The 21977-nt window shown below is 59.2% G+C and carries 23 protein-coding genes and 1 tRNA gene; 10 read left to right on the forward strand and 14 right to left on the reverse strand.

Annotated elements, in window-relative coordinates:
- Positions 1–56: 56 nt before the first annotated feature.
- Complete coding sequence (locus FHW83_RS19930) at positions 57–1631, forward strand: tryptophan halogenase family protein (protein WP_176648087.1); 1575 nt, start codon at positions 57–59, stop codon at positions 1629–1631.
- 87 nt (positions 1632–1718) lie between these two features.
- On the opposite strand, the gene FHW83_RS19935 is transcribed toward FHW83_RS19930, so the two are convergent.
- Positions 1719–2861, reverse strand: coding sequence for an MFS transporter (locus FHW83_RS19935; RefSeq protein ID WP_176648088.1), 1143 nt, complete (start codon positions 2859–2861; stop codon positions 1719–1721).
- 121 nt (positions 2862–2982) lie between these two features.
- Between FHW83_RS19935 and FHW83_RS19940 the strand changes: the two genes are divergently transcribed.
- Positions 2983–3915, forward strand: a complete 933-nt coding sequence (locus FHW83_RS19940; RefSeq protein WP_176648089.1) for a hypothetical protein — start codon at positions 2983–2985, stop codon at positions 3913–3915.
- Between the two features lie 83 nt (positions 3916–3998).
- On the opposite strand, the gene FHW83_RS19945 is transcribed toward FHW83_RS19940, so the two are convergent.
- From FHW83_RS19945 to FHW83_RS19955, 3 genes are read right to left on the reverse strand one after another with little or no spacing between them, the layout of a single operon-like run.
- The gene (locus FHW83_RS19945; RefSeq protein ID WP_176648090.1) at positions 3999–4976 is read right to left on the reverse strand and encodes an alpha/beta fold hydrolase; all 978 of its coding nucleotides are present in this window, start codon (positions 4974–4976) and stop codon (positions 3999–4001) included.
- Positions 4976–5353, reverse strand: coding sequence for a GFA family protein (locus FHW83_RS19950; RefSeq protein ID WP_176648091.1), 378 nt, complete (start codon positions 5351–5353; stop codon positions 4976–4978). Before FHW83_RS19950 ends, FHW83_RS19945 begins: the two co-directional genes overlap by 1 nt.
- A 21-nt stretch (positions 5354–5374) precedes the next feature.
- Positions 5375–5782, reverse strand: coding sequence for an organic hydroperoxide resistance protein (locus tag FHW83_RS19955; protein ID WP_176648092.1), 408 nt, complete (start codon positions 5780–5782; stop codon positions 5375–5377).
- 143 nt (positions 5783–5925) lie between these two features.
- On the opposite strand from FHW83_RS19955, the gene FHW83_RS19960 reads away from it, so the two are divergent.
- Both FHW83_RS19960 and FHW83_RS19965 read left to right on the forward strand, forming a co-directional pair.
- Entirely contained in the window at positions 5926–6372 is a 447-nt protein-coding gene (locus FHW83_RS19960) for a MarR family winged helix-turn-helix transcriptional regulator (RefSeq protein ID WP_176648093.1), read from the forward strand.
- A 104-nt stretch (positions 6373–6476) separates the two neighbouring features.
- Positions 6477–8195 carry a rhamnogalacturonan lyase B N-terminal domain-containing protein gene (locus FHW83_RS19965; RefSeq protein WP_229224270.1) on the forward strand — a complete coding sequence of 573 codons (1719 nt, stop codon included), beginning with the start codon at positions 6477–6479 and terminating at the stop codon, positions 8193–8195.
- Positions 8196–8245: 50 nt separating this feature from the next.
- Here FHW83_RS19965 and FHW83_RS19970 read toward each other — a convergent pair.
- The 3 genes from FHW83_RS19970 to FHW83_RS19980 all read right to left on the reverse strand — a co-directional run bounded on the left by FHW83_RS19970 (position 8246) and on the right by FHW83_RS19980 (position 9808).
- Positions 8246–8319, reverse strand: a tRNA-Gly gene (locus FHW83_RS19970).
- A gap of 137 nt (positions 8320–8456) precedes the next feature.
- Positions 8457–9092, reverse strand: coding sequence for a DUF2971 domain-containing protein (locus FHW83_RS19975; protein WP_176648095.1), 636 nt, complete (start codon positions 9090–9092; stop codon positions 8457–8459).
- A gap of 65 nt (positions 9093–9157) precedes the next feature.
- Positions 9158–9808 carry an HNH endonuclease gene (locus FHW83_RS19980; RefSeq protein WP_176648096.1) on the reverse strand — a complete coding sequence of 217 codons (651 nt, stop codon included), beginning with the start codon at positions 9806–9808 and terminating at the stop codon, positions 9158–9160.
- A gap of 160 nt (positions 9809–9968) precedes the next feature.
- Between FHW83_RS19980 and FHW83_RS19985 the strand changes: the two genes are divergently transcribed.
- Together FHW83_RS19985 and FHW83_RS19990 are read left to right on the forward strand one after the other, a co-directional pair.
- The gene (locus FHW83_RS19985) at positions 9969–10370 is read left to right on the forward strand and encodes a hypothetical protein (protein ID WP_176647896.1); all 402 of its coding nucleotides are present in this window, start codon (positions 9969–9971) and stop codon (positions 10368–10370) included.
- Between the two features lie 188 nt (positions 10371–10558).
- Positions 10559–10885, forward strand: coding sequence for an HNH endonuclease (locus FHW83_RS19990; RefSeq protein WP_176648097.1), 327 nt, complete (start codon positions 10559–10561; stop codon positions 10883–10885).
- A gap of 33 nt (positions 10886–10918) precedes the next feature.
- On the opposite strand, the gene FHW83_RS19995 is transcribed toward FHW83_RS19990, so the two are convergent.
- Positions 10919–11320, reverse strand: a complete 402-nt coding sequence (locus FHW83_RS19995) for a DUF1249 domain-containing protein (RefSeq protein WP_176648098.1) — start codon at positions 11318–11320, stop codon at positions 10919–10921.
- A gap of 250 nt (positions 11321–11570) precedes the next feature.
- Here FHW83_RS19995 and FHW83_RS20000 point away from each other — a divergent pair, with 250 nt between their 5' ends.
- Positions 11571–13175, forward strand: coding sequence for an ATP-binding protein (locus FHW83_RS20000; RefSeq protein WP_218106359.1), 1605 nt, complete (start codon positions 11571–11573; stop codon positions 13173–13175).
- Positions 13176–13866: 691 nt separating this feature from the next.
- On the opposite strand, the gene FHW83_RS20005 is transcribed toward FHW83_RS20000, so the two are convergent.
- A complete protein-coding gene (locus FHW83_RS20005; RefSeq protein ID WP_176648099.1) occupies positions 13867–15324 on the reverse strand; it encodes a sulfatase-like hydrolase/transferase in 1458 nt (485 codons plus the stop codon).
- Positions 15325–15475: 151 nt separating this feature from the next.
- Here FHW83_RS20005 and FHW83_RS20010 point away from each other — a divergent pair, with 151 nt between their 5' ends.
- Positions 15476–16696, forward strand: a complete 1221-nt coding sequence (locus FHW83_RS20010; protein ID WP_176648100.1) for a M28 family metallopeptidase — start codon at positions 15476–15478, stop codon at positions 16694–16696.
- Positions 16697–16699: 3 nt separating this feature from the next.
- Here FHW83_RS20010 and FHW83_RS20015 read toward each other — a convergent pair whose 3' ends face one another.
- From FHW83_RS20015 to FHW83_RS20030, 4 genes are all read right to left on the reverse strand, one after another.
- Positions 16700–17365 (reverse strand): DUF799 domain-containing protein, encoded by a 666-nt coding sequence (locus tag FHW83_RS20015; protein ID WP_176648101.1) that lies wholly within the window; start codon positions 17363–17365, stop codon positions 16700–16702.
- Complete coding sequence (locus FHW83_RS20020; protein ID WP_176648102.1) at positions 17362–17733, reverse strand: DUF4810 domain-containing protein; 372 nt, start codon at positions 17731–17733, stop codon at positions 17362–17364. The genes FHW83_RS20015 and FHW83_RS20020 overlap by 4 nt, the downstream gene beginning before the upstream one ends.
- 8 nt (positions 17734–17741) lie before the next feature.
- Positions 17742–18422 (reverse strand): CsgG/HfaB family protein, encoded by a 681-nt coding sequence (locus tag FHW83_RS20025; protein WP_176648103.1) that lies wholly within the window; start codon positions 18420–18422, stop codon positions 17742–17744.
- A gap of 105 nt (positions 18423–18527) precedes the next feature.
- On the reverse strand, positions 18528–19397 hold the full coding sequence (locus FHW83_RS20030; RefSeq protein ID WP_176648104.1) for a LysR substrate-binding domain-containing protein: 870 nt from the start codon (positions 19395–19397) through the stop codon (positions 18528–18530).
- Positions 19398–19500: 103 nt separating this feature from the next.
- Here FHW83_RS20030 and FHW83_RS20035 point away from each other — a divergent pair, with 103 nt between their 5' ends.
- Both FHW83_RS20035 and FHW83_RS20040 read left to right on the forward strand, forming a co-directional pair.
- A complete protein-coding gene (locus FHW83_RS20035; RefSeq protein WP_176648105.1) occupies positions 19501–19899 on the forward strand; it encodes a tautomerase family protein in 399 nt (132 codons plus the stop codon).
- Between the two features lie 5 nt (positions 19900–19904).
- Positions 19905–20450 carry a DUF4865 family protein gene (locus FHW83_RS20040; protein ID WP_218106370.1) on the forward strand — a complete coding sequence of 182 codons (546 nt, stop codon included), beginning with the start codon at positions 19905–19907 and terminating at the stop codon, positions 20448–20450.
- A gap of 65 nt (positions 20451–20515) precedes the next feature.
- On the opposite strand, the gene FHW83_RS20045 is transcribed toward FHW83_RS20040, so the two are convergent.
- On the reverse strand, positions 20516–21973 hold the full coding sequence (locus FHW83_RS20045) for a flagellin (RefSeq protein ID WP_176648107.1): 1458 nt from the start codon (positions 21971–21973) through the stop codon (positions 20516–20518).
- Positions 21974–21977: the final 4 nt, after the last annotated feature.

Raw genomic sequence — 21977 nt, forward strand, 5'->3', positions numbered from 1 at the left:
TGTATCGCCGGCCTCTTCCTTTTGCCGGAGCCCTGCCTACGGAGACCCTTCATAGTATGAAAACGTTACCAAAAGATGGCATCAAGAACGTCCTGATCGTCGGCGGCGGCACCGCCGGCTGGCTCACGGCCTGCTTTTTGGCCAGGCAACTGGGCACCGGCGCCGATGCCGGCGCGGTGCGGATCACCTTGGTGGAGTCGAAGGAAATCGGCATCATCGGCGTTGGCGAGGGCACCTTCCCGTCGATACGCGGCACCTTGGCCACCATCGGCATCGACGAGGCGCGCTTCATCCGCGAGTGCACCGGCACCTTCAAGCAGGGCATCCGCTTCAACCACTGGGTGCGCGAGCCGGGCGCCCCGGGCGCAGACCACTACTTCCATCCGTTCAGCCTGCCGAGCCAGCGGCCCGGCGGTCCGGAACTGCTGCCCTACTGGCTGCAGGGCGCGGCCGGCGAAGGCGTGGCGTTTGCCGCCGCCGCCACCATGCAGAAGCGCGTGGCCGACGCCTCGCACGCGCCCAAGCGCCCCGGCGACGCCGACTTCATGGGACCGCTGAACTACGCCTACCATTTCGACGCCGGCAAGTTCGCCGCCCTGCTCTCCACCCATGCGCAATCGCTCGGCGTGAAGCACGTGCAGGCGACCGTGGAGCGCGTGTCGCTGGACGCCGACGGCGCCATCGGCGCGGTGCACACCAGGGAGGAAGGCGAACTGACGGCCGACCTGTACATCGACTGCACCGGCTTCCGCGCGGCGCTGATCGGCGAGGCGCTGGGCTCCTCGTTCCGCAACATCAACGACGTGCTGTTTGTCGACCGCGCGCTGGCCATGCAAGTGCCGTACGACCAGCCGGACGCGCCGATTCCGTCCTACACCATCGCCAGCGCGCATGAGGCGGGATGGACCTGGGACATCGGCCTGCATGACCGCCGCGGCATCGGCTATGTGTACTCGAGCCGCTACACCGACGACACCCGCGCCGAGCAAATCCTGCGCGGCTACATCGGCAAGCAGGCGGAAGGCCGCAACCCGCGCCAGCTCAAGCTGAACGTCGGCTACCGCGACCAGCATTGGGTGAAGAACTGCGTGGCGGTGGGCTTGTCGGGCGGCTTCCTGGAACCGCTGGAATCGTCGGGCATCGGCCTGATTGAAACGGCGGCCTACCTGGTCAGCTATCTGTTCCCGCACGACGGCGACTTCGCGCCGGTGGCCAAGGTGTTCAACGAGATGATGAAGGCGCGCTACGAGCGCATCGTCGATTTCGTCAAGCTGCACTACTGCCTGACGCAGCGCAAGGACAACCAGTTCTGGATCGATAACGCCGATGCGGCCAGCATTCCGGATTCGCTCAAGGACAAGCTGGCCATGTGGCGCAAGCGCGCGCCGCACCGCATGGACTTTGTGGTGGACTACGAGATGTATCCGCCATCTAGCTGGCAGTATGTGCTGTATGGGATGGAGTATCGGACCGACCTGTACGCCAACGGCAAGACGCTGCCGCGCATCGAGGAGGCGCGCAAGGAGTTCGCCATGATCGCGCAGATGTCGCAGCGCGCGCTGGCCGACTTGCCAAGCCACCGCGCCATGGTGCAATACCTGACACAGCGCGCCGAACGCAAAATCGCCTAACCCCACGTCATTCCCGCGCAGGCGGGAATCCATGCTGAGCATCCCGGGAGGCGGTCTATGGATTCCCGCCTTCGCGGGAATGACCGGTCAGGCCTTGCGATCGGAGCCCAGCCTGGCGCTGGCGGCGATCAGCAGCATGAAGCAACCCAGTCCGCCAAAGGCCAGGTTCAAACTGGAGGCGTGCGCCACGAAACCAATCAACGCCGGACCGGCCAGTATACCGGCATACCCCAGCGTGGTCACCGCCGCAATCGCCAGGCTGGCCGGCATCGCATGCTGGTTGCCGGCCGCCGTGAACAAGATCGGCACCACGTTGGACGCACCCAGTCCCACCAGCACAAAGCCCACCAGCGCCAGCGGCACGTTCGGCGCCAGCACCGAAAGGAAGAAACCGGCCGCGCCGCACAAGCCGCCCAGCAACAGCACACGCTTGCCGCCCAGCTTGCGCACCACGCGGTCGCCGGTCAGGCGGCCCAGCGTCATCGCCACCGAGAACGCCGCGTAGCCGATGCCGGCGCGGCTGGCGTCCAGCCCCTGTTCCGTGTTCAGCAGCACCGCGCTCCAATCCAGGATCGCGCCCTCGGACAGGAACGACAGGAAGCACAATGCGCCGATGAAGATCACCGCGCCATGCGGCATCACGAATAGCGGCCCCTCGCGCGCCGGGCCATCGGCGCCATGCAGCATGTTCGGCGCCGCGATTGCCAGCAAGGCCGCCACCAGCAGCACGATCGCGACGGCCGACATGGTCGGCGTCAGCCCGCCCCACAGCATCAGCGCCATCAGGCCGGCGCCGACAAAGCCGCCGGCGCTGAACAAGCCGTGGAAGCCCGACATCAGCGAGCCGCCGCTCTCACGCTCGACGATCACCGCCTGCACATTCATCGCCACGTCCATGGTGCCGATCGAGGCGCCCACCGCGAACAGCGTGGCGCCCAACAGCAGCGGCGTCGGCGCAAACGCCAGCCCCGGCACGAACAGGCAGACCAGCGTGCCGGAGACCAGCATGACCAACCGGCAGCCGAGTCGCGCGGTCAGCATGCCGGTCAGCGGCATCGCCATCAGCGAACCGCCGCCAAGACACAACAGCAGCAGGCCCAGTTCCGCCTCGCCCAACGCCAGCCGCGCTTTCGCAAACGGCACCAGCGGCGCCCATGCCGCCATGGCCAGACCATTGGCCAGAAAAACCAGACGGGTAGATAAACGTTGCTGCGGTCCGACACGGGTCATGCGCTTGCCTCCATGGATGAGGGCCACAGTATAGTCAATCGCGATCCATATGTGGGTGCACGAACATACCGGCCGCGCGCGGCAGCGCATGATGAACCTCACTTGAATAGAAGGAGCCATCATGCAAACACAAACTCTCCACGCAGGCGTGGCCGGTGCGGCCGCGCCCACCGCCACTGTCGCCGCCGCGCCGGATGGCGACGGCTTTAAGTCCGGCGTCTCATGGGGCGCCATCCTGGCCGGCGCCGCCGCTGCCACCGCGTTGTCGTTCATCCTGCTGATACTGGGCATGGGCCTGGGCCTGTCCTCGGTGTCGCCCTACGAGTACAACGACAAGCCGCTCGGCACCGCCAGCATCGTGTGGATCGCCTTCATGCAGCTGGCCGCCTCCGGCATCGGCGGCTACATGGCGGGACGCCTGCGCGTGAAGTGGGCCGCCATCCATGGCGATGAAGTGTATTTCCGTGACACCGCGCACGGCCTGCTGACCTGGGCGGTGTCCACGCTGCTGATGGTGGCGGTGGTGAGCGGCGGCGCGCGCGCCGTGTTGAGCGGCGCAATCGATGCCGGCAACGCCGTCGCCACCGCAGCGGCGCCGGTGGCCGGCGCCGCCACTGCCAACACGACCGGCAACAACGGCCGCGCCAACACCTATTTTGCCGACATGATCCTGCGCTCGCCCAACGGTGAAGTGGCCACCGAGTCGCAGCGCAGCGAAGTCAATCGCATCCTGCTGACCGATCTCGCCTCCGGCAAGATCAGCGGCGAGGACCGCATCTACCTCGCGCAACTGATCGCCAAGCGGACCGGCGTCACGCAGGCGGAAGCCGAACAGCGTGTGGACCTGATCTACGCCCAGGCCACGCAGGCAGCGGCCGACGCTAAAAACAAGGCTGCAGCCGCCGCCGAGCAAGCCCGCAAAGCTGCCGCCCATTCGGCCCTGTGGATGTTCGTCGCCCTGCTGCTGGGCGCTTTCGTGGCCGCGGTCACCGCCATCGTGGGCGGCCGCAATCGGGATCATGCGCGCGTGGTGGTCACGCAGCGCCCCATTTAAAACAAGGAGAACACCATGCGCTCGATACTACTGTGGATGCTCGGCGTCCCCCTGCCCATCATCATCCTGATCGCGTTGATCCGTTAAAGCTTGCCGACCTCGATCACCGCTTTGACGAAGGCGTCGGGTGCTTCCTGTGGAGGATTGTGCCCGATGCCGCCGGTGAGCAGTTCATGCTTGTATTTGCCGGTGAAGCGCTTGGCGTAGCTGGAAGGTTCCGGATGCGGCGCACCATTGGCGTCGCCTTCCAGCGTAATGGTCGGCACCGAGATGCTCGGGAACTTGGCCAGCTTCGCCTCCAGGTCCGCATACTTCGCTTCGCCCGTTTCCAGGCCGAGGCGCCAGCGGTAGTTATACACCGTCACCGCCGCGTGGTCCGGATTCTCCAGCGCCACGGCGCTGCGATCATAGGTGGCGTCATCGAATTTCCACTGCGGCGACGCCAGCTTCCAGATCAACTTGGCGAAGTCCTTGTGATTCTTCTCGTAGCCCACGCGGCCACGCTCGGTCGCGAAGTAGAACTGATACCACCATTGCAGTTCCGCCGCCGGCGGCAACGGCTGCTTGCCCGCCTCCTGGCTGCCGATCAGGTAACCGCTGACCGACACCAGCCCCTTCACCCGTTCCGGCCACAGGGCGGCCACGATGTCGGCCGAACGCGCGCCCCAGTCATAGCCGGCCAGCGTGGCCTTGTCGATCTTCAGCGCGTCCATCAGCGCGATCACGTCGGTCGCCAGCGCGGCCGGTTCGCCGTTGCGCACCGCCTTCGGATCGAGGAAGCGGGTGGTGCCGAAGCCGCGCAGGTGCGGCACGATCACACGATAGCCTTGCGCGGTCAGCTTGGGCACCACGTCGATGTAGCTGTTGATGTCGTACGGCCAGCCGTGCAGCAGGATCACCACCGGGCCATTGGCCGGACCTTCGTCAACGTAGCCGACATTCAGCTCGCCGGCGTTGATCTGCTTGATGTTGTTGAAGGTGGCCGGCGCGGCGGCGTGGCTGGCGCCCGACAGGGCAAACAATGCGCCGGCAAGGGCGATGGCTTGAATGGTCTTGTTCATTATGCGTCCTCCAGGATAACGGTGGAAAGGCTGGCGCCATCATTGACGCCGGCATCGAGAGAGTAGGGATCGACGCCGTCGAGGCAGCCGATGTTCACGCGCCACAGCAGCGGGTCCTTGCGCGTTTGATGAAAGGGATAAATCCCGCAGTGCTTGCAGAAGTAATGCTTGGCCACGCGGGTGTTGAACTGATAAAGGGTGAGCGCATCCTCGCCCTTCACGATCTTCAACTCGGCCGCCGCGAACGGCGGCGACATCAGCGCGCCCTTGCGGCGGCACAGGCTGCAGTTGCAGCGCGCGGACGGCGTCAGCGCGGTGCGCACTTCAAATTGGACGGCGCCGCAGTGGCAGGAACCGTGATGCAGATCGTTGGTCATGATGCGCTCCCCTTCTTCCGGTTAGATCAGGTTGATTTGCACGTCGATGTTATTCCGGGTCAGCTTGGAGTACGGGCACGCCTGGTGGGCGCCGTCGACCAGCGCCTGGGCGGTTTCACGGTCGATCCCCGGCAGGCTGACGTTCAGGCGCGCGGCCAGGAAGTAGCCGCTGTCGTCGTTGACCAGATCGACTTCCGCGTCGACCGCCACGTCGGCCGGCAGCTTCACTTTCAGCTGGCCGGCGGTCAGGCCCATGGCGCCGATGAAGCAGGCCGACCAGCCGGCCGCGAACAGCTGCTCAGGATTGGTGCCGGCGCCGGTGCTGCCTGGCGAGGACAGCTTGACGTCCAGGCGGCCGTCGCTGCTGCGGGAGGCGCCTTCACGGCCGCCGGTGGTGTGGGTTTTGCCGGTGTACAGTACTTTGCTCATGATGAACTCCTTCTGGGTTGATTTAAATCGCATTCGATTGAAGCGCATGCGTTGTATATTACCAGCAAAAAATCGCTTGTCAAGCAATTCCGATTAAATCGGATCCGATGTATAATCCCCATATCTATCGAAGGAGGTATGTCATGAGCAAACCGGACACCCCGCAACTGTCGGATTTCCTGTGCTTTGCGGTCTATTCAGCCAATCTGGCCTTTGGCAAGGCCTATAAACCCATCCTGGACAAGCTGGGGCTGACGTACACGCAATACATCGCCATCATTGCCTTGTGGGAGGAGGACAACCAGACCGTGAGCGGCCTGGGCGAGAAACTGTATCTCGAATCCAACACGCTGACGCCGATCCTGAAGAAACTGGAGGCGATGGGTTACGTCCACCGCGCGCGCGACGCCGCCGACGAGCGCCAGGTGCGGGTCGGCCTGACGCCGGAGGGCCGCGCCCTGCGCGAAAGCGCCCTGCACATGAGCCTGCGCGACGCCACCGGCCTGACGCCGGAGGAATTCCCGGTGCTGCAGAAAGCCGTGGTCAAACTGCGCAACAACCTAGTGAAGGCGGCGCCGGGCAAGGGCTAGGCCAGTAACGCAACCTGAAGCAAAATTCAGGAAGAGGTGCGGCATTTCTCTCTAAAATTCGGCCCAGTTTCCCGAACTGGTCCGGATACATCATGCGAGAGATAATGCGAAAGTTTTTCATTGCCGCCAACACGTCCCTGCTGGTCATGCTCATCGGTTGCGGGGGCGGCAGCGGCAATGCGCAGCCGCTTGCCTCGGCGGGCAACGGTAACAGCAACGGGACCGCCTCCCAGGCATCGTCGTTCGGTATCGCGAGCGATGCCACGGCCTTCACCGTGGACACGGGCGCGGGCCTGGTGTTCAAGGTCCGCCGGCACAACAGTGACGGCAGCACCAAAGGCCTCGGCGACCTTATCTCGCTGGTCTACCACGGGACGGAATACCAGGATGGCCTGAAAGGCAGCCAGGTCAATTCCGGTTTCAACTATCTGTACACCGGCCGCAGCGATGTCGCCGTCAGCTCGCAGATGGTCGATGCCGATCACATCAAGATTACCGTCACCGCCGGCCAGCTCACCCACTATTACCTCGCCCTGCGCGGCCAGGCCAGGATTTATATGGGCACCTACTTCGCCAGCGAGCCCGATACGCTGAATATGGCCCGCTTCATCGTCCGCGTCCCCATCGCGCTACTGCCCAATGGACCGGCCTCCTCCGACATCCGGGGCAATACCGGCGCCATCGAGGCGCACGACATTTTCGGCTTGCCCAACGGCGAAACGCGGTCGAAGCATTACTCGAATCATCGCCTGATGGACTGGTCCTATATCGGCGCCACCGGCGCCAACGTCGGCATCTGGATCGTACGCGACAACAATGAGGGCAATTCCGGCGGCCCCTTCTATCGCAGCCTGCTGAACCAGGGGACCGCCACCGATCAGGAGATCACCTACATCATCAACTATGGCGAGGCGCAGACGGAGCCGTTCCGGCCCGGCATCCTGAATACCTACACCCTGGCATTCACCGATGGCAGTGCGCCCGGGGCGATCGACACCTCGTGGCTGGCCAACATGGCTCTGAACGGCTACGTGCCCGCCGCCGCGCGCGGCGCCGTGGCGGGCGCCGCCATCACGGGGCAGGACCCGGCGTACCGCTACGTGGTCGGGTTCTCGAATGCAACGGCCCAGTACTGGACGGAGGCAGCGCCGGGAGACGGTCATTTCCGCAGCGCCGGCATGATCCCCGGCACCTACACCATGCGGATTTATAAGAACGAGCTCGCGGTGGACACCCGCAGCGTGACCGTCCAGGCGGCCCAGACCACGAACCTCAGCCCCATCGCCATTGGCGGCGATCCCGCCGCCAGGGCGGCCGTCTGGCGCATCGGCGACTGGGACGGCACGCCGGTCGAGTTTTTGAACGGGGACAAAGTCACCACCATGCACCCGTCGGACGCGCGCATGAAGCCGTGGCAGACCGCCGACTATGTGGTGGGCACGTCGGCGCCGGCGGACTTCCCCGCTTATCAATGGAAGGATATCAACGGCGCCATCACCGTGCGCTTCAACCTGCGTCCGGACCAGATTGCCGACATGACGCTGCGCGTCGGCATCACCACCGCCTATGCGAATGGACGGCCGACGATCACGCTGAATAACTGGACCGCGCCGATACCTGGCGTCTCGCCGCAGCCCACGACGCGCACGCTGACGACAGGCAGTTATCGCGGCAACAACACCCTGTTCAGCTTCGCCATTCCGGCGAGCCGCCTGGTGGCCGGCGCCAATGTTTTATCGCTGGGCGTCGCCAGCGGCTCGGGCACCAAGGCTTACCTCAGCGCAGGCATGGCTTATGACGCCATCGATCTCGTGACGCCTTAGGGGTGGGGTATGAAGCCTGGAAGCTCAAACGGGACGTCCTAGAGGACAACTGGAGCGGGTGAAGGGAATCGAACCCTCGTATGAAGCTTGGGAAGCTGCCGTTCTACCATTGAACTACACCCGCGTGCCACGCATTCTATGCGGGTTTGACCGCTGTTGGCAACCTTGCTCGGCGGTCACTATGATGGAAAATGAGATGGCCGATTTCACCCAAGTGTGATGGCCGTTGCAATTGTAGTTCGCCGAACGACCACTATCTCATCAAATACCATCAGCCAACGAACGCCAATCATTGTTCTCGATGATAGTAGCTCGTAATACAGGAAGCTCCTTACATCCATCCATGGACTGAATCAGTTGCCTAATGGCCGAAACAGTTGACTGAGGCAACCATGGGTTAAGAACAATTTGTTCTATCGTGGCAAGAGGAAATGTGAAATTCTCGAATTTTTTAGAAGATTTAAGGGAGTCAAAAATCAATCTAAACTCTGCCTCATGTTGATAAGCTTTTCTTTTAATAAAAGGAATATCATCAAGCTCAATTTTATTTTTAGATATATCATCCTTAAGCTGCTTCACTGTACGATAGATAACTTTGCGACCAACAATATCTTTCTGTTCTTTCAGCCAATCTAGAAATTCACCTCGCTTAAAATAAATACATGCCCCCGAAGAACCTTGAGTAAATATTCGCCAGTGGTGATACGTCTGAGATGCCTCCGTTAAACATAATGCAAGCACAGACATCAGATCTTTTTTCTTGCGGTAACATTCGACATAGTGCGCGTCGTTCTTATCATCCCACGAAGCAGGATTAAGAAGGGTAAGCGACTTAGATTTAAGCATTTGAAGTACATATGGGAGATCTGTATATCTTACAAGTTTGTCGATTGCCATATTATTTCACATTATTAAAATTTAATTTTACAAAAATAATACAATTTTAAAAATTCTTCTTATCTTTAATGTTTTTTAAAAAAATATTTCTTCATTTCTTCGCTATCAATCGCATTAAATGCATGCTCTTTAGCCTTAACTGAGCTTCTAAATCTCTTCTTACCCTCTTTGCCATTGGCTCGTATGTAAAAGTCACCACTGATTTCCTTGACAATCTCAATCGAAAAACCTTTGAAAAAGATCCTTTCGAGGCTGTTTGTCACAGTCCAACGGCTAGCCATCAAAAATCGCTTATATCTGGAAAGTTTCTTTCGAGCATTGCTCGCATCTTCAGTGCCAGTTAAGTTATCACAACAATCAGTTCCCACTTCCATCGGCTCCCAATGCCGATGCGAAACATAATGAACATAGCGAATGGACGTCCCACATAGTTCACAAACTCCGATGAGATCGCCTAAATCACTCTCCCCGTCATAAGTCCAGCCATGATCTGGTCGAATTTCTCCGTGTTCGCGGGCATGACAACCTTGGCAAAGAGTTTCACAGTCATCGAAAGAGTACTCCCAAGGCTTACGGTTCTTGATGTAACGCTTGTGGTGCACCTGAAGGATTACTCCGTCAGCCTCCGAGCGGCCGCAATTCACACAACTCCCTTCGTCTATTTCAATGACGGCGGCACGAAAAATCTTCCACTTCTCGTTAGTATATGAACCCATTCTGGCCTGAAATTAGAGTAAAATTATTTAATAAGTAACTTATATTTTATAATAGCAATATATAAAATCATTTGCAGATAATTTTGAGAAAGATCGAGCTAACTTTGATTTGTGAATGGTGGTTGGATCAGAAAACTGCAATATTTCGCGAGCCCACATCATGAATGCTAAGACTACTGCAACCGAGCTGTCCAAGGCAACGAACGATCAGAAATCGGCAACACCCGCCGTTACGACCACCACGCCACAAACTGTTGCACCGGCATCGCCAAGCGCAGCTGGACCGATTAAAACCTCCGCTACGCCGATTTCATCGACGCAGACGACAGATGCGACAGCGAATGAAGGAAGAAGCGATGCTAGCGTTTCTCCTCCGGTCAAAGCCGAGAAGAAATCAAAAGCACCGACGAAAATGGAAATTGCCTCCGTCATCTACCTGCGCATGTCCAAGCAAAAGGACGTGACCCGCAAGCAAATCGTGGAACAGTTCGTATTGGAGGCCAAGCTGAGCGCAGCCGGGGCCAGCACCTACTACCAGCTGATCAAAGCGAAGCTGGGCTGAGACGCAATTGCAGCCAGCCTACCTGCACAGGCTGGCGCAATCTATAGCGTTCTGTTGCATCGATTTCGCAAATAAGGCAAACTCAAACCGGACGTACCAAAAGGTATTCCGATTTGCTAGTCAGACTGAGTCGACTGGCTCCCGCGATGTTCTGAGAGCAGACGGGGTTTCTTAACACAGGAACCCATATGCCTAATACCCTTAAGCGCTTTCGCGCAAGTGCATTTCTTCGTCAACATGGCCGCTGCATCTACTGTGATAAACCGATGTGGCTGTCTGGCCTTGTCCTTTTTGCTGACGAACAAAATCTCACCGTCAAACAGGCACGCCATCGTCAATGCACAGCTGAACATCTCTGCGCAAGAAAGAATGGAGGGAACGACACCTCAGCCAATATCGCTGCCGCCTGCCTGTTCTGCAATCTACGCCGCCACCAGCGTAAAGCTGAATTGACACCAGAGCAGTTTCGAGTTCACGTTCGAACACGAATGGCGCGGGGCCGGTGGCATTTATGATCAATCCCGGCACGCCAGAATTGCGCTTACTCATTATGCAAGTTCGGCCTTTGGTTGACATCGCCCATCGGCAATCATCTTCGTTAACCATTGATCGAGGAAATTGTTCAGCTCCGACTTCGCCATCGGACTGAACGCCATCATCTCTGGACAGAACACCCGGCGCGATCCGAAGCAATCAGTGTAAGTCAGCGCGCCCACCGTCTCTGCCGCCAAGAACACTTCGACGGTCATATCAGGATCGGGAATCGCCGAGCCATGTAGACGCTCAAGATAGTGGCTCATGCGCAGCACCAGCCGGTGCTTGTTGCGCTCGATCACATCGATATTGACATCGTTGTGGCCGAGCGCGGTGAGCTTGACTGGTCCGTTCATGTCGTGCAGGCCGGGCAAAAGTTGAAGCAGCTTGCGATAGTTTTCTTGATAACGATCCATTCCGGCTCCTCATTGATTTCAATGCAGAAACCATCCTTGGAAAAGTGTGAACAGACAACGCTGCCATAAGCGATCACAGCCTACCAAAGTGAGAATGTGTGATTTTTCCAGTCAGGCAAGATGCTATTCTGAACATCAAGCAACGTCCATTTAGTGCTATAGCATTCCCCGTTTCTCTATGTTCTTAGTAGCACACAGTTATTAAAACTCACTATTTGAAAAGTTATTTGATTTTTTATCGAGGTTCTCAGTGTCCACCGTAACCAGAAAAACTGAAATGTCAGCAGTGAATGGGACGCCAGAAAAGCGGCTGTTTCTTTCTATAATCAGCGACTACGATCTTCGTACGGGTATTTGCGAGCTTATAGATAACGCGCTTGATCTAGCAGTGGCAAATTCGACGTTAAACACACTAAAGATCGCGGTTACACTCGACGCAGATCGTCAACTTATTCAAGTGAAAGACAATGCTGGTGGGGTACACCATGATCAACTTCGTCTACTCGTAGCCCCGGGTGCAAGCGATCGAAAGTTCGGGCGGGAGCTGATAGGAATTTTTGGAGTTGGGGGAAAGCGTGCAGGGGTGGCTCTTGGCGAGCTCGTTGAGATAAAAACACGAAGTAAGGGAAGCAAGAGCGCTCAAATAAACATCGACTCTGAATGGCTAGCTTCTGACGACTGGGCATTAGCGGCATATGAGATCCCTGCAATAGAGGCAGGAACAACCATTGTCGATATTTCAAAACTTCGGCGTAGTTTTACCGAAGATGACGTTGAGGAAATCTCCACCCATTTAAGAGAAACGTACTGCTGGTTTATTGAAAATGGATGTGAGTTACGCCTTAACAATATCGTCCTTGATGGCATTCGTTTTGACCAGTGGGCCTATCCACCTAACTTTCATCCTAGTGTGGCTACCTTTGATTTTTACCCGGATGGTTCACAGAAGGTAACCGCGAAGATCAATGCGGGATTAATTCTGGATCGAGATCCAGAAAAAGAGAATTATGGCGTTTATTTTTATTGCAATAACAGACTCATAGTAAAAGAGTTACGTACGAGGGATGTTGGATACTTTGTCACTAGTGAAGCAGGCGTTCCGCACCCAGACGCGTCTTTGTGTCGCGTTCTTGTTCAGTTAAACGGTCCGGCTGAGCTAATGCCCTGGAATAGTAGTAAAAGTGGCATAAATTATCATCACTTGGTTTTTCTTCAAATACGACCGAGATTAATTGATCTCGTTAAATTTTATAGTTCTTTGTCGCGCCGCTTTAGACATAGTTGGGAATCAGAAGTTTTCCAGCACACGTCTGGGACTCCAATGGTTATTCCCGGCGAAGAAATGTTGGCTTCAAAGAAAATTGTATTACCTCCTCTGCCTCGGGTCAGAAAACTAGCAAGAATTGATGAATTAAAAGCCACAAATTCAAAGGTGTTAAAGGATAAACCTTGGACTCTTGGCCTTGTTGAAGCGCTGGGTCTAGTTGATGTAGTCATGAAGCAATCGCTAGACACCAGAAACCGTGCGGCAATGATCTTGTTAGATAGCAATTTTGAAATTGCACTTAAGGAATTCATCGTCAACCGAACTGATTTATTTCCACCGCATGTATATAATGATTCAAAAATTAGCACTATATTCAAGGCGCGCCATCAAGTAATCAATGAGGTGAAAGCGCACGTGACAATTTCCCCGGTTCTGCTGGGCAAGGTAAGTCATTACTACAATTTAAGAAATAAACTCGTTCATGAGCGCGCTACCGTAGGTATAACTGATAACCAAATACTAGACTATCGAACGACTGTGGAGAAAATTCTAACTAAGTTGTTTGGTTTGAAGTTCCCTAAAGATTAAAGATCAAAGGAAATTAAAGAAATAGTTTTAAATCCTCATCAGCAGCTTTTTCGACTAGACGTGGGGTCGAAACTGTGATGGCGGATAACTTGTTGATTAAGGTGGAGTTTTTGTGTGATCGCATATTCATGCGTTTGAAACGCGCATGAACAGTGGCGTTTAGCGATGTGGCGGGGCTTGGGAAGCTGCCGTTCTACATTGAACTACACCCGCATGCCTCGCATTCTACGCGGCATTACGTCATCTTGACAAAGCTGCAGAGACTAAACCCCGTCAACTTCTCTATAGCTTTTGACGGCGTCGTTTGCGTGCTCGGAAATGGTTTTGAGAATTTTGGGGTGCTCCTTGTATTTTTTTGTCAAATCGAAAAGCTGGCGGTTGGCAGCGCCGCAGTATTTAGTGATCGCTTTTGTGATTTCTCTGCGCCTTGCTTGGGGTAAGTCCCCATCCCACTCCCTGCCATATGCTCGCAGCTTTCAGCATTGTTCACAAAAACTTGTACGTCTTTCGGCAATTGGTCTGCCGCCAAAACACTCTGCGCGGTAACTAATAGGAACATGAAAATAGCTTGTTTATCATTTTGTATCTCCTCGCCTAACGGCCCGTGGCCGACCAATGCGGTTTATCCTTGGCGCCGCCGATATATTTCTTCACGCCGAGAGCCAACGCTTACATTGATCCAGGCTGAAGATTAATGATCTTCCGGGTCCGACCACAGCGCCATGTACAACTCGGAGCGGTTCAGCAGGTTCTTGTCCATTTCCGGCAGGCGGTCCTTCGGCGGCTGCAGCGGGTGCTGGTTGAAGCCGCTGTAGCCCAGGCCCATGCGGCCGCCGGGCACCGCGTAGCCGGTGAACTCCATGATGGTCGGCAACAAGTCGAAGTGCAACAGCTCCGGGCGGTTCGGCGCCGGCGCGTCTTGTGAGATGAAGCGGTTGAAGATGGTGCGCTCGCGCAGTTGCGACAGTTTCGACGTCAGCGGGTTCTTGCGCGACAGGTGGTCGCCCAGGATCACGATGTTGGTGTCTTCCAGATAGCCGTTCTCCTGCGCGTAGCGCACGAAGTCCGCCACCTCGGCCGCCGTGCACGAGACCACGCCCTCAAAGCCGGTGAAGCCGCGCCGCGCGCAGTCGGCCGACAAGTGCCCTTCCGGCTCGTGCGTGTCCACAGTCAGCAGCGTCAGGTTGAATTTCTGACCCGACTCCTTCAGCGCGCGCAGCTTGGTCTTGGCGCGGCTGAACAGGTCCGCGTCGTACAGGCCCCAGCCATTCATATCGCCGCTGTCCACGCCGCTCTTGAGCCACTCCTCGCGCCCATATACCTCGTGATAGTGGTGCTGGGTGAGGAATTTGTCCTTGCCGGCGAAGTTGGTCGAGGCGCCGCCCATGAACACGTTGCGATAGCCGCGTTCGGCGAGCAAATCGGTCAGGCACACGGCGTTCTTGAGGAAAGAGTTCATCACCTGCCCCTGCGTGTTGCCGTCGAAGATAGTCATGCGCTCCAGCGGCACGCCGCACTGGGTCGCCACCATGGCTGCGATGGTCCAGCCGGTGCCCGGCACCTGCTGGTACGCATCGAAACTGGTTCCCCGCAGCGCCGTGAGCGGCGCCAGCAGGTCGCGGCCGAAAGTGGCGGGCGAGGCGTAGCTCTGCTCCAGGCTCTCGACGTAAATCAGGACCAGGTTCTTCGGCTGCCGCGCTACCACGGAAACCGACGCCGGTCGAATGTAGTTGGCGCCGAAATAGTCGGGGCCGAAATCCGCTGTTACATATTTAAAGGCCGACACATCGCACATCCAGAACGTGGTCGCGCCGAACACCAGCAGCTGCGGGAACCAGCGGTGAACGCGGTAGAACAGCGCATGGCAGCACCGCGGCGCGCGCGCGATCACGCGGCGCATCCTGGCCTCGAGATAGAACAGCAGCGCCAGCAACACCAGGGGCGCCAGCACGCACCAGCGCACGAAGCGCCAGGTCACCGCCGGGTCGACGGTGTCCATCAGCTCGACGCCAAAGTTCAAGTGGTACACGATCTGGTCCAGATCCGGCTGGCCAAAGGACCGGTGGATCCAGTAGCTGAAACAGAACAGGAAGATGGCCAGCAGGTACAGGCCGCTGCGCAGCATGCGCGATCGGAGATGTGTTTTCATTCCGCCATCTTCCCTATGCAACTTGTCTGCAAAGTTGCGCTGCGCCGCCGTTTTGTATCGTAGTGTTGTGCGGCGTTTACATAGATTTACTTCGCAAGCGCGCTTATCTCATGCACAATGTCCGGGCCTCTTTTGACGACAAGGACGTAACATGAAAGCAGTTCTGGGTTTGAGCCTGGCGCTGGCGTTTGCCGCCCCCGCCGCCGTCGCGCAGACGGATCCCATCTCCGTACTGGTAAAACAGCTGGAACTGGAGAAGTACAAGGCCACCATCAAGGGCCTGACCAAATTCGGCGACCGCCGCCAGGGCACCGAGCGCAATCGCCAGGCGCTGGACTGGATCGAGGCGCAGCTCAAGTCCTACGGATGTAGCAACACCGAACGTTTGCAATATCAATTTACACAGCCGGCGCCGGGCGAACCCGCGCCCAAGCGCGCGCCGGGCATTCCGAGCGGCGGCGCCGGCGGCCCTCCGGGCCAGGGCGGCAGCACGCTGTTCGGCAACCGCATCCCGACCGGCGTGAATACCGATCCGATGCGCCAGCCCGACGAACGCCTGCGTGCGCTGAACGCCGAGCAGACGCCGGTCGGCACCTCGCCGCGCGAGAACGTCTACTGCACCAAGGTGGGGACCACGCATCCGGAAGAGATGTACATCGTCAGCGCCCACATGGACGGCATCGGCTTTGGCGAGGCGGCCAATGACGACGGTTCCGGCACCGCGCTGGTGATGGAGCTGGCGCGCATCTTCAGCATGCCGGGCGTGGAGACCGATCGTTCGATCCGCTTCATCTTGTGGAACAACGAGGAGACGGGCCTGAACGGCGCCGCCGCCTACGTCGAGCAGCGCAAGGATTTGCAGGGCGTCGAGTCGCCCAAGGGCTCGGGCAAATATCCGGAGCCGAAGTGGCTCGGCATGATCCAGCACGACATGATGATGTACGATCATGGCATGCCTATCCCCAAGGTCGGCGCCGATGGCAAGGTCACCTATGTGTCGCCGCCCGAGCAGCGGCTGGAGGCGGACGTCAACATCGAGTATCAGTCGGTGTCGAAGCAGGCCGAGGGTTCGGCCAGGCTGGCGTGGGCCTTCCGCGCCGCCAACGACAAGTACGCGACCAACTACCCGGCCGCCGTAGGCTTCCACATGACCAATACGGATTCGACACCGTTCATGGATTTGGTGCCATCGATCTCGCTGCGCGAGAACGAGCGCGGGCAGCAGATCGGCGCCGGCTGGAATCCGAACTGGCACCAGCCGACCGACAACTACGACAACTACTCGGACAAGGACTTCCTGCTTGGCCTGAACGCGGCCCAGACCACGCTGGCCGGGGTGGCGCAGCTGGCCGGGGTGCGCATCAGAAAATAAGGCTTATTGTTTCTGATAATTGACCGAGCGCGGGCCGTACAACATGCCGTTGTTCAGGCCCGCCGACAACAGGCGCGTGCTGGCCACGCCAGCCACCGGGTGCGACTGATCGGTGGTGCTGTTGATGACCTGCTTCACGGCGGCCGCGACCAGCGCGCCGATCAAGCCGCCGGTGTTGTTATTGCCACCCTCGTTGCTGGAGGCACTCGCGGCACCGGTCCACAGCACGGTACCGCTTTTCAGGTCCACCAGCTTGGCTTCAGCCGCCACCACGACCACACTGTCCAACACCGTGTAGGTAGAACCGTACTTGTTGATGGTGATGTACATGCCCGCATCGGCGCCAAAAATCTCCTGCAGCTTGGCCGTTGGCAGCTGGTGGATATCGGCCGATGTGGTCATGCCGTTTTGCTTGAAGGTCTCATTCACGAGAGCGACCGGCAGTACATAGTAGCCAGCTTCCGCCAGAGGATAGGTCACCTGCGCGTAGACGCTGTTGCCGGCGTTGACTTCCGGCGAGTTATTCAGCGGCGGCAGCACCAGGATGGAACGCGGCTTGGCTGCTTTGAACGCGGTGTAGTCATATGGCGCTGGCTTGGTGCCAGCGCAGCCGACAGCCAACACCAGCGGCGCCAGGCAAGCGCTCAGTTTCAAGATACGCCCGATCATAATTTTTCACCCTTCTTCACTTTCGCCAACAGGAAATCCATGTAGGCCGCCGACTCCGGAAACAGTTTTTTCTCATCCTCGAACTGCGCCACCATCTGATCCTGCTTGCCGGTGATCGAGTACAGCATGCCAAGGTGCGCATGGAAGCCCGGCGGCACCGAGGCGCCCTTGGCGCTGATGGTCTGCAGCGCCTTTTCCATCTCGGCGATCTGCTGATCCGGGCTTTCGCCTTTGAAGTGTTGATAGACCTGAGGCTGATAGCCATCCCAGCCATACAAGGTTTTCGGTGCGGAAGCGCAACCGGACAGCATGGCGCTGCCAGCCAGCGCCAGCATGATCGCGGCGCGTGTCAACCAGATTGTTTGCATTGGCGTCCTCACTGTGCGCGCAGCTTCAAGGCGCCGGCGTCCACGCCCGCCACCAGTTTGTCCACCGCCTCCCGCATGGCCAGATCCAGCACCTTGCCGTTCAGCGTGGCGTCATAGCTAGCCGTGCCGCCAAAGCCCAGCACCTCGCGGTTCGACAGGCTGTATTCGCCGGCACCAGCGGCCGAGTACACCACTTCCGAGGTGGCGATATTCACCACATTAAGCGTCACCTTGGCGTATGCCACCTGCGTCTTGCCACGGCCGGCAATGCCGAACAACTGATGGTCGCCAACTTCTTTGCGGCCAAATTCCGTCACGTCGCCGGTGACGATAAAATCGGCGCCTTTGATATTCTGTGTCTGCTGCTTGAACCCGGCTTCCTGCTTCATTTCGCTCAGGTTGTCGCGATCCAGCACGCTGAAACGGTTGGTTTGTTGCAGATGCGAGATCAGGACGGTTTTGGCCTGGCTTCCCAAACGGTCTACACCGTCGGAAAAGATGCCGCGCATGAAACTGGAACGGTTATCGAACTTGCCGACCGCGATCAGCGAACGCGGACCAACATAAGGTTTGGCCGCACTGGCCACGGTAGCCACGGCAACGGCCTGAGAACTTTCTGTTGCGCACCCGGCGAGTGCCGAGATCGCCAGCGCTGCAGCCAGCAACTGGACGTTTTTTTTGATTTGCATTTTTTCCCCAAAGTGAAGGCTGAATTCTTAATAAAAATAAAGAATTCCCATATGCAATTTTATAGATTATCGCAACCGATAATCTATCCAATAGTCACGAATGGTTCAGGATTCTTGCAACGCCTCCAGCACGATGTCGTGCAACCGCTGGGCCGGCGGATTCAGTTCCGCTTCGGCGCGATGCAGCAGCAGGCCGACGTCGGGCAGCGGTGGCAGGCGAGGGTCATCCAGTACGCGCAGCGATGATGGCACGCCCATCCCGGTGCGCACGGTCAGGCCCAGTCCCGCCGCCGCCGCGGCCCACACGCCGGACAGGCCCGGGCTGGTGAAGGCGATACGCCATGGGATGCCGGCGTTGTCCAGCGCGCGCGTGGCGGCGCTGCGCATGATGCAGGGCGCGTCCATCATCACCAGCGGCAGCGGTTCATGTTCGGGCAGCGTCAGCCGCGTTTCGTCGGCGGCGCCGATCCAGCGCATCGGCAGCACGCCTACCTTTACCGCATGCGCGGCAGGCGCGCCGCCATCCCAAGCCAGGGCCAGATCCAGTTTGCCGCCACCCAGCAGTTCCATCAGTTCCGAGTTGCGCGCCACGCGCGCTTCAATGCGCACCTGCGGGTGCACGCGCGTGAAGCGCCCCAGCACCTCGGTCAGCATTTGTTCGCCAAAGTCCTGCTGGATGCCGAGCCGCACGCTGCCCGCCAGTTCGGCGCCGCGCACGGCGTTGGCCGCTTCGTCGTTCAGTTCCAGCAGGCGGCGCGCGTAGCCCAGCAGCGATTCGCCGGCCGGCGTGGTGGCCATGCCGCGCCCTTCCTTGCGCAGCACAGGCATGCCGAGTTGATCCTCCAATTTTTTCAGCTGCGCGCTGACGGCGGAGGTGGAGCGCCCCAGCCGGTCCGCCGCCTTGGCGAAGCTGCCCAGGTCGACGCCGGTGACGAAGGTGCGCAAAACGTCGAGGTCGAAGGTAATTCGTCGCATAACCATCCCGCTTTATCGAACTATTTGTCAAAATATTCCTGATTTTCAGGATTAATTTAGGCGTGTATCGTGTGACTGTCAATTGAAAAAAGGGAGCGTCATCATGCCTATGAGCCGTATTTCTTTGTTGAAAGGGAAATCGCCTGAGTACATCCGTGCGCTGGGCGATAGTTTGCAACGGGCGATGGAGGAGTCGTTCAATGTGCCGAAGAACGACCGCTTCCAGCTGGTGCATCAGCATGAGCCTTACGAGATGATGTTTGACCGGTCTTACGAAGGTGGCCCGCGCTCGGACGATTTTGTGCTCATTACGATCACCATCGGCAAGCCGCGCAGCACCGAGATGAAGCAGGCATTTTATCGCCGGCTGGTGGAGCTGCTGGCGGAATCGCCGGGCTTGCGGCCGGAGGATGTGATGGTGGTGGTGTCGTCGTCGCAGGGGGATGACTGGTCGTTTGGTGGCGGGCGGCCGGCCGCGTCCTTGTTGGGAGTGCGGTCGTGATTGCGATGCAGTACAGCTTTGTGCTGCCGGCGGATTACGATATGGCGGTGATCCGCGAACGCATCGCCACCAAGGGGCCGCTGCTGGATGGCTTGCCGGGATTGGTCTTCAAGGCGTATCTGTATGCGGATGGGGCGGAGCATGCGTATGCGCCGTTCTATCTGTGGCGCGATGAGGAGGCCATGCATGGCTTTCTGAACGGGCCGGCGTTCGCAGGCGTGGCGCGGGCGTTTGGATGGCCGTCGGTCAAGACCTGGACGCCGTGGCATGCCAGCGTTGGCGCGGACGTGCGCGCGGCGCGGTTTGCCACGCGCGGTGGCGCGGTGATTGCGCCGTATAGCGCGTTGTCGGAGTTGCGCCTTCAGGAAGAGGCGTTTGCGCGGCAGGCGTTGGCGCAGGGTGCGCTGGCGGTGGTCGTGGGGTTTGAATCGGTGACGTGGACGATCACGCGCCTGTGCCTGTGGCGTGACGCGCCGCCGGTGGAGGCCGGGCAGCGCTATTCGGTGGGGCATGTGTCGGCGCCGGCAGGGGCCCTGGTTGCAGTCAGGTAGCGCGCGGTGGCGATTTATCAGGCGTTCTATGGATTCCGGCCTTCGCCGGAATGACGGGGGTGGTGCTAGCGTAGCAGGAGCAGGGCTTGCTGTGGCAGGGCGTTGGCCTGGGCGACGATGGAGGCGCCGGCTTCGCGCAGGATGCGGGTGCGCGTCAGTTGCGCCGCTTCGTCGGCGTAGTCCGCGTCCAGTATCCGCGAACGCGCCGCCGACAGATTGTCCGCCGCGTTGCCGGCGTTGCTGGCCGCCGCCGTCAGCCGGTTGCTGGTCGCCCCTAGCTGCGCTCGGATATCGTTCACCTCATTCAGCTTGCCATCGATGTATTCCAGCGCCGCACTCGCGCCGCTGAACGTCGACAAATCCATCGGCGGCTCGCCCGGCGTGTAGGTGGAACGCGGCTGATAATCCGGTGCGCCAAGCCGCACCGATGTCAGCGAGCCGGCGCTCAGACCCGCTTGGGCCGGATTGTTCCCGCTGATCTTCATGGCGTGCACGCCGGGGCGCGGCGCCTCGTTGATCGTCACCGTCCCCTTGTGCGCGCCGCCGCCCAAACCCAGGGAGCCCAGCGCCCCGGCCACCGCCTCCGACAACACGATATCGCGGCCATCGATGGAAGACAGGGTCAGCGTGCCGCCGCTGGCGCTGGCCGTGACGCCGCTGGTGGCGGAAGTCGCGCTGATCGCACCCGCCGCATTGGCGGCACGCACGGCTGCCGTGCCGCCGCCGATCGCCCCCACGTTCACGCCGTTGACCGAAAACGACGACGCCCCCAGCACCCCGCCCGCATTGACGGCGCCGTCGAAGCTATTGGCCGCCGTGGCCGAGATGTTGAGGATATTCGAGGCGTTGATCGCCGCCGCCACCGCGTACGCGCTGTCCGCCGTCTGCCCCACCTGCGCACCGGCGACAGACGCCCCTACCGCGGCGTTATTGATCACCAGGTCAGCAAACTGAATTGCGCCCAGCACCGGCGTGCCGACCGCCGTTGACTGCTGCGGCGCCACGTCCACCATGCCTGTCGCGTAGCTCTCCAGGGCCACCGCGCGCGGTATCGCCAGCTGCATGATCTGCCCGGCAGCCGCCCCCACCTGCAGCTGCTGCGAGAACGATCCATCCAGCAGACGCTGATTGTTGAAGCGCGCGCCATCGACGATATTCACATTGGCCGCCACCAGGGCATTGACTTCCTGCTGTATGGCCGCACGGTCAATCTTGCTGTTTGTGTCATTGGCCGCCTGCACCGCCAGCTCGCGCATGCGCTGATAGTTGGCGTTCAGCTGGCCGGCCGCGCCATCCGCCACCTGCAGTAGCGAAATGCCATCATTGATATTTTGATTCGCCCGCCGCAAGCCGTTCACCTGCGCCGTCATGCGCGAACTGATGGCCTGCCCGGCCGCGTCGTCGCGCGCGGAATTGATGCGCAAGCCGCTCGACATGCGCTGCAGATGCACGGCCATGGCCTCGCCCGAGCGCGTAAGACTGCGCTGGGCGTTCAAAGAGGCGATGTTGGTGTTGATCTGCATGGGC

Origin of the sequence: Duganella sp. SG902, from assembly GCF_013376005.1 — a bacterium.
GTDB lineage: Bacteria > Pseudomonadota > Gammaproteobacteria > Burkholderiales > Burkholderiaceae_D > Rugamonas.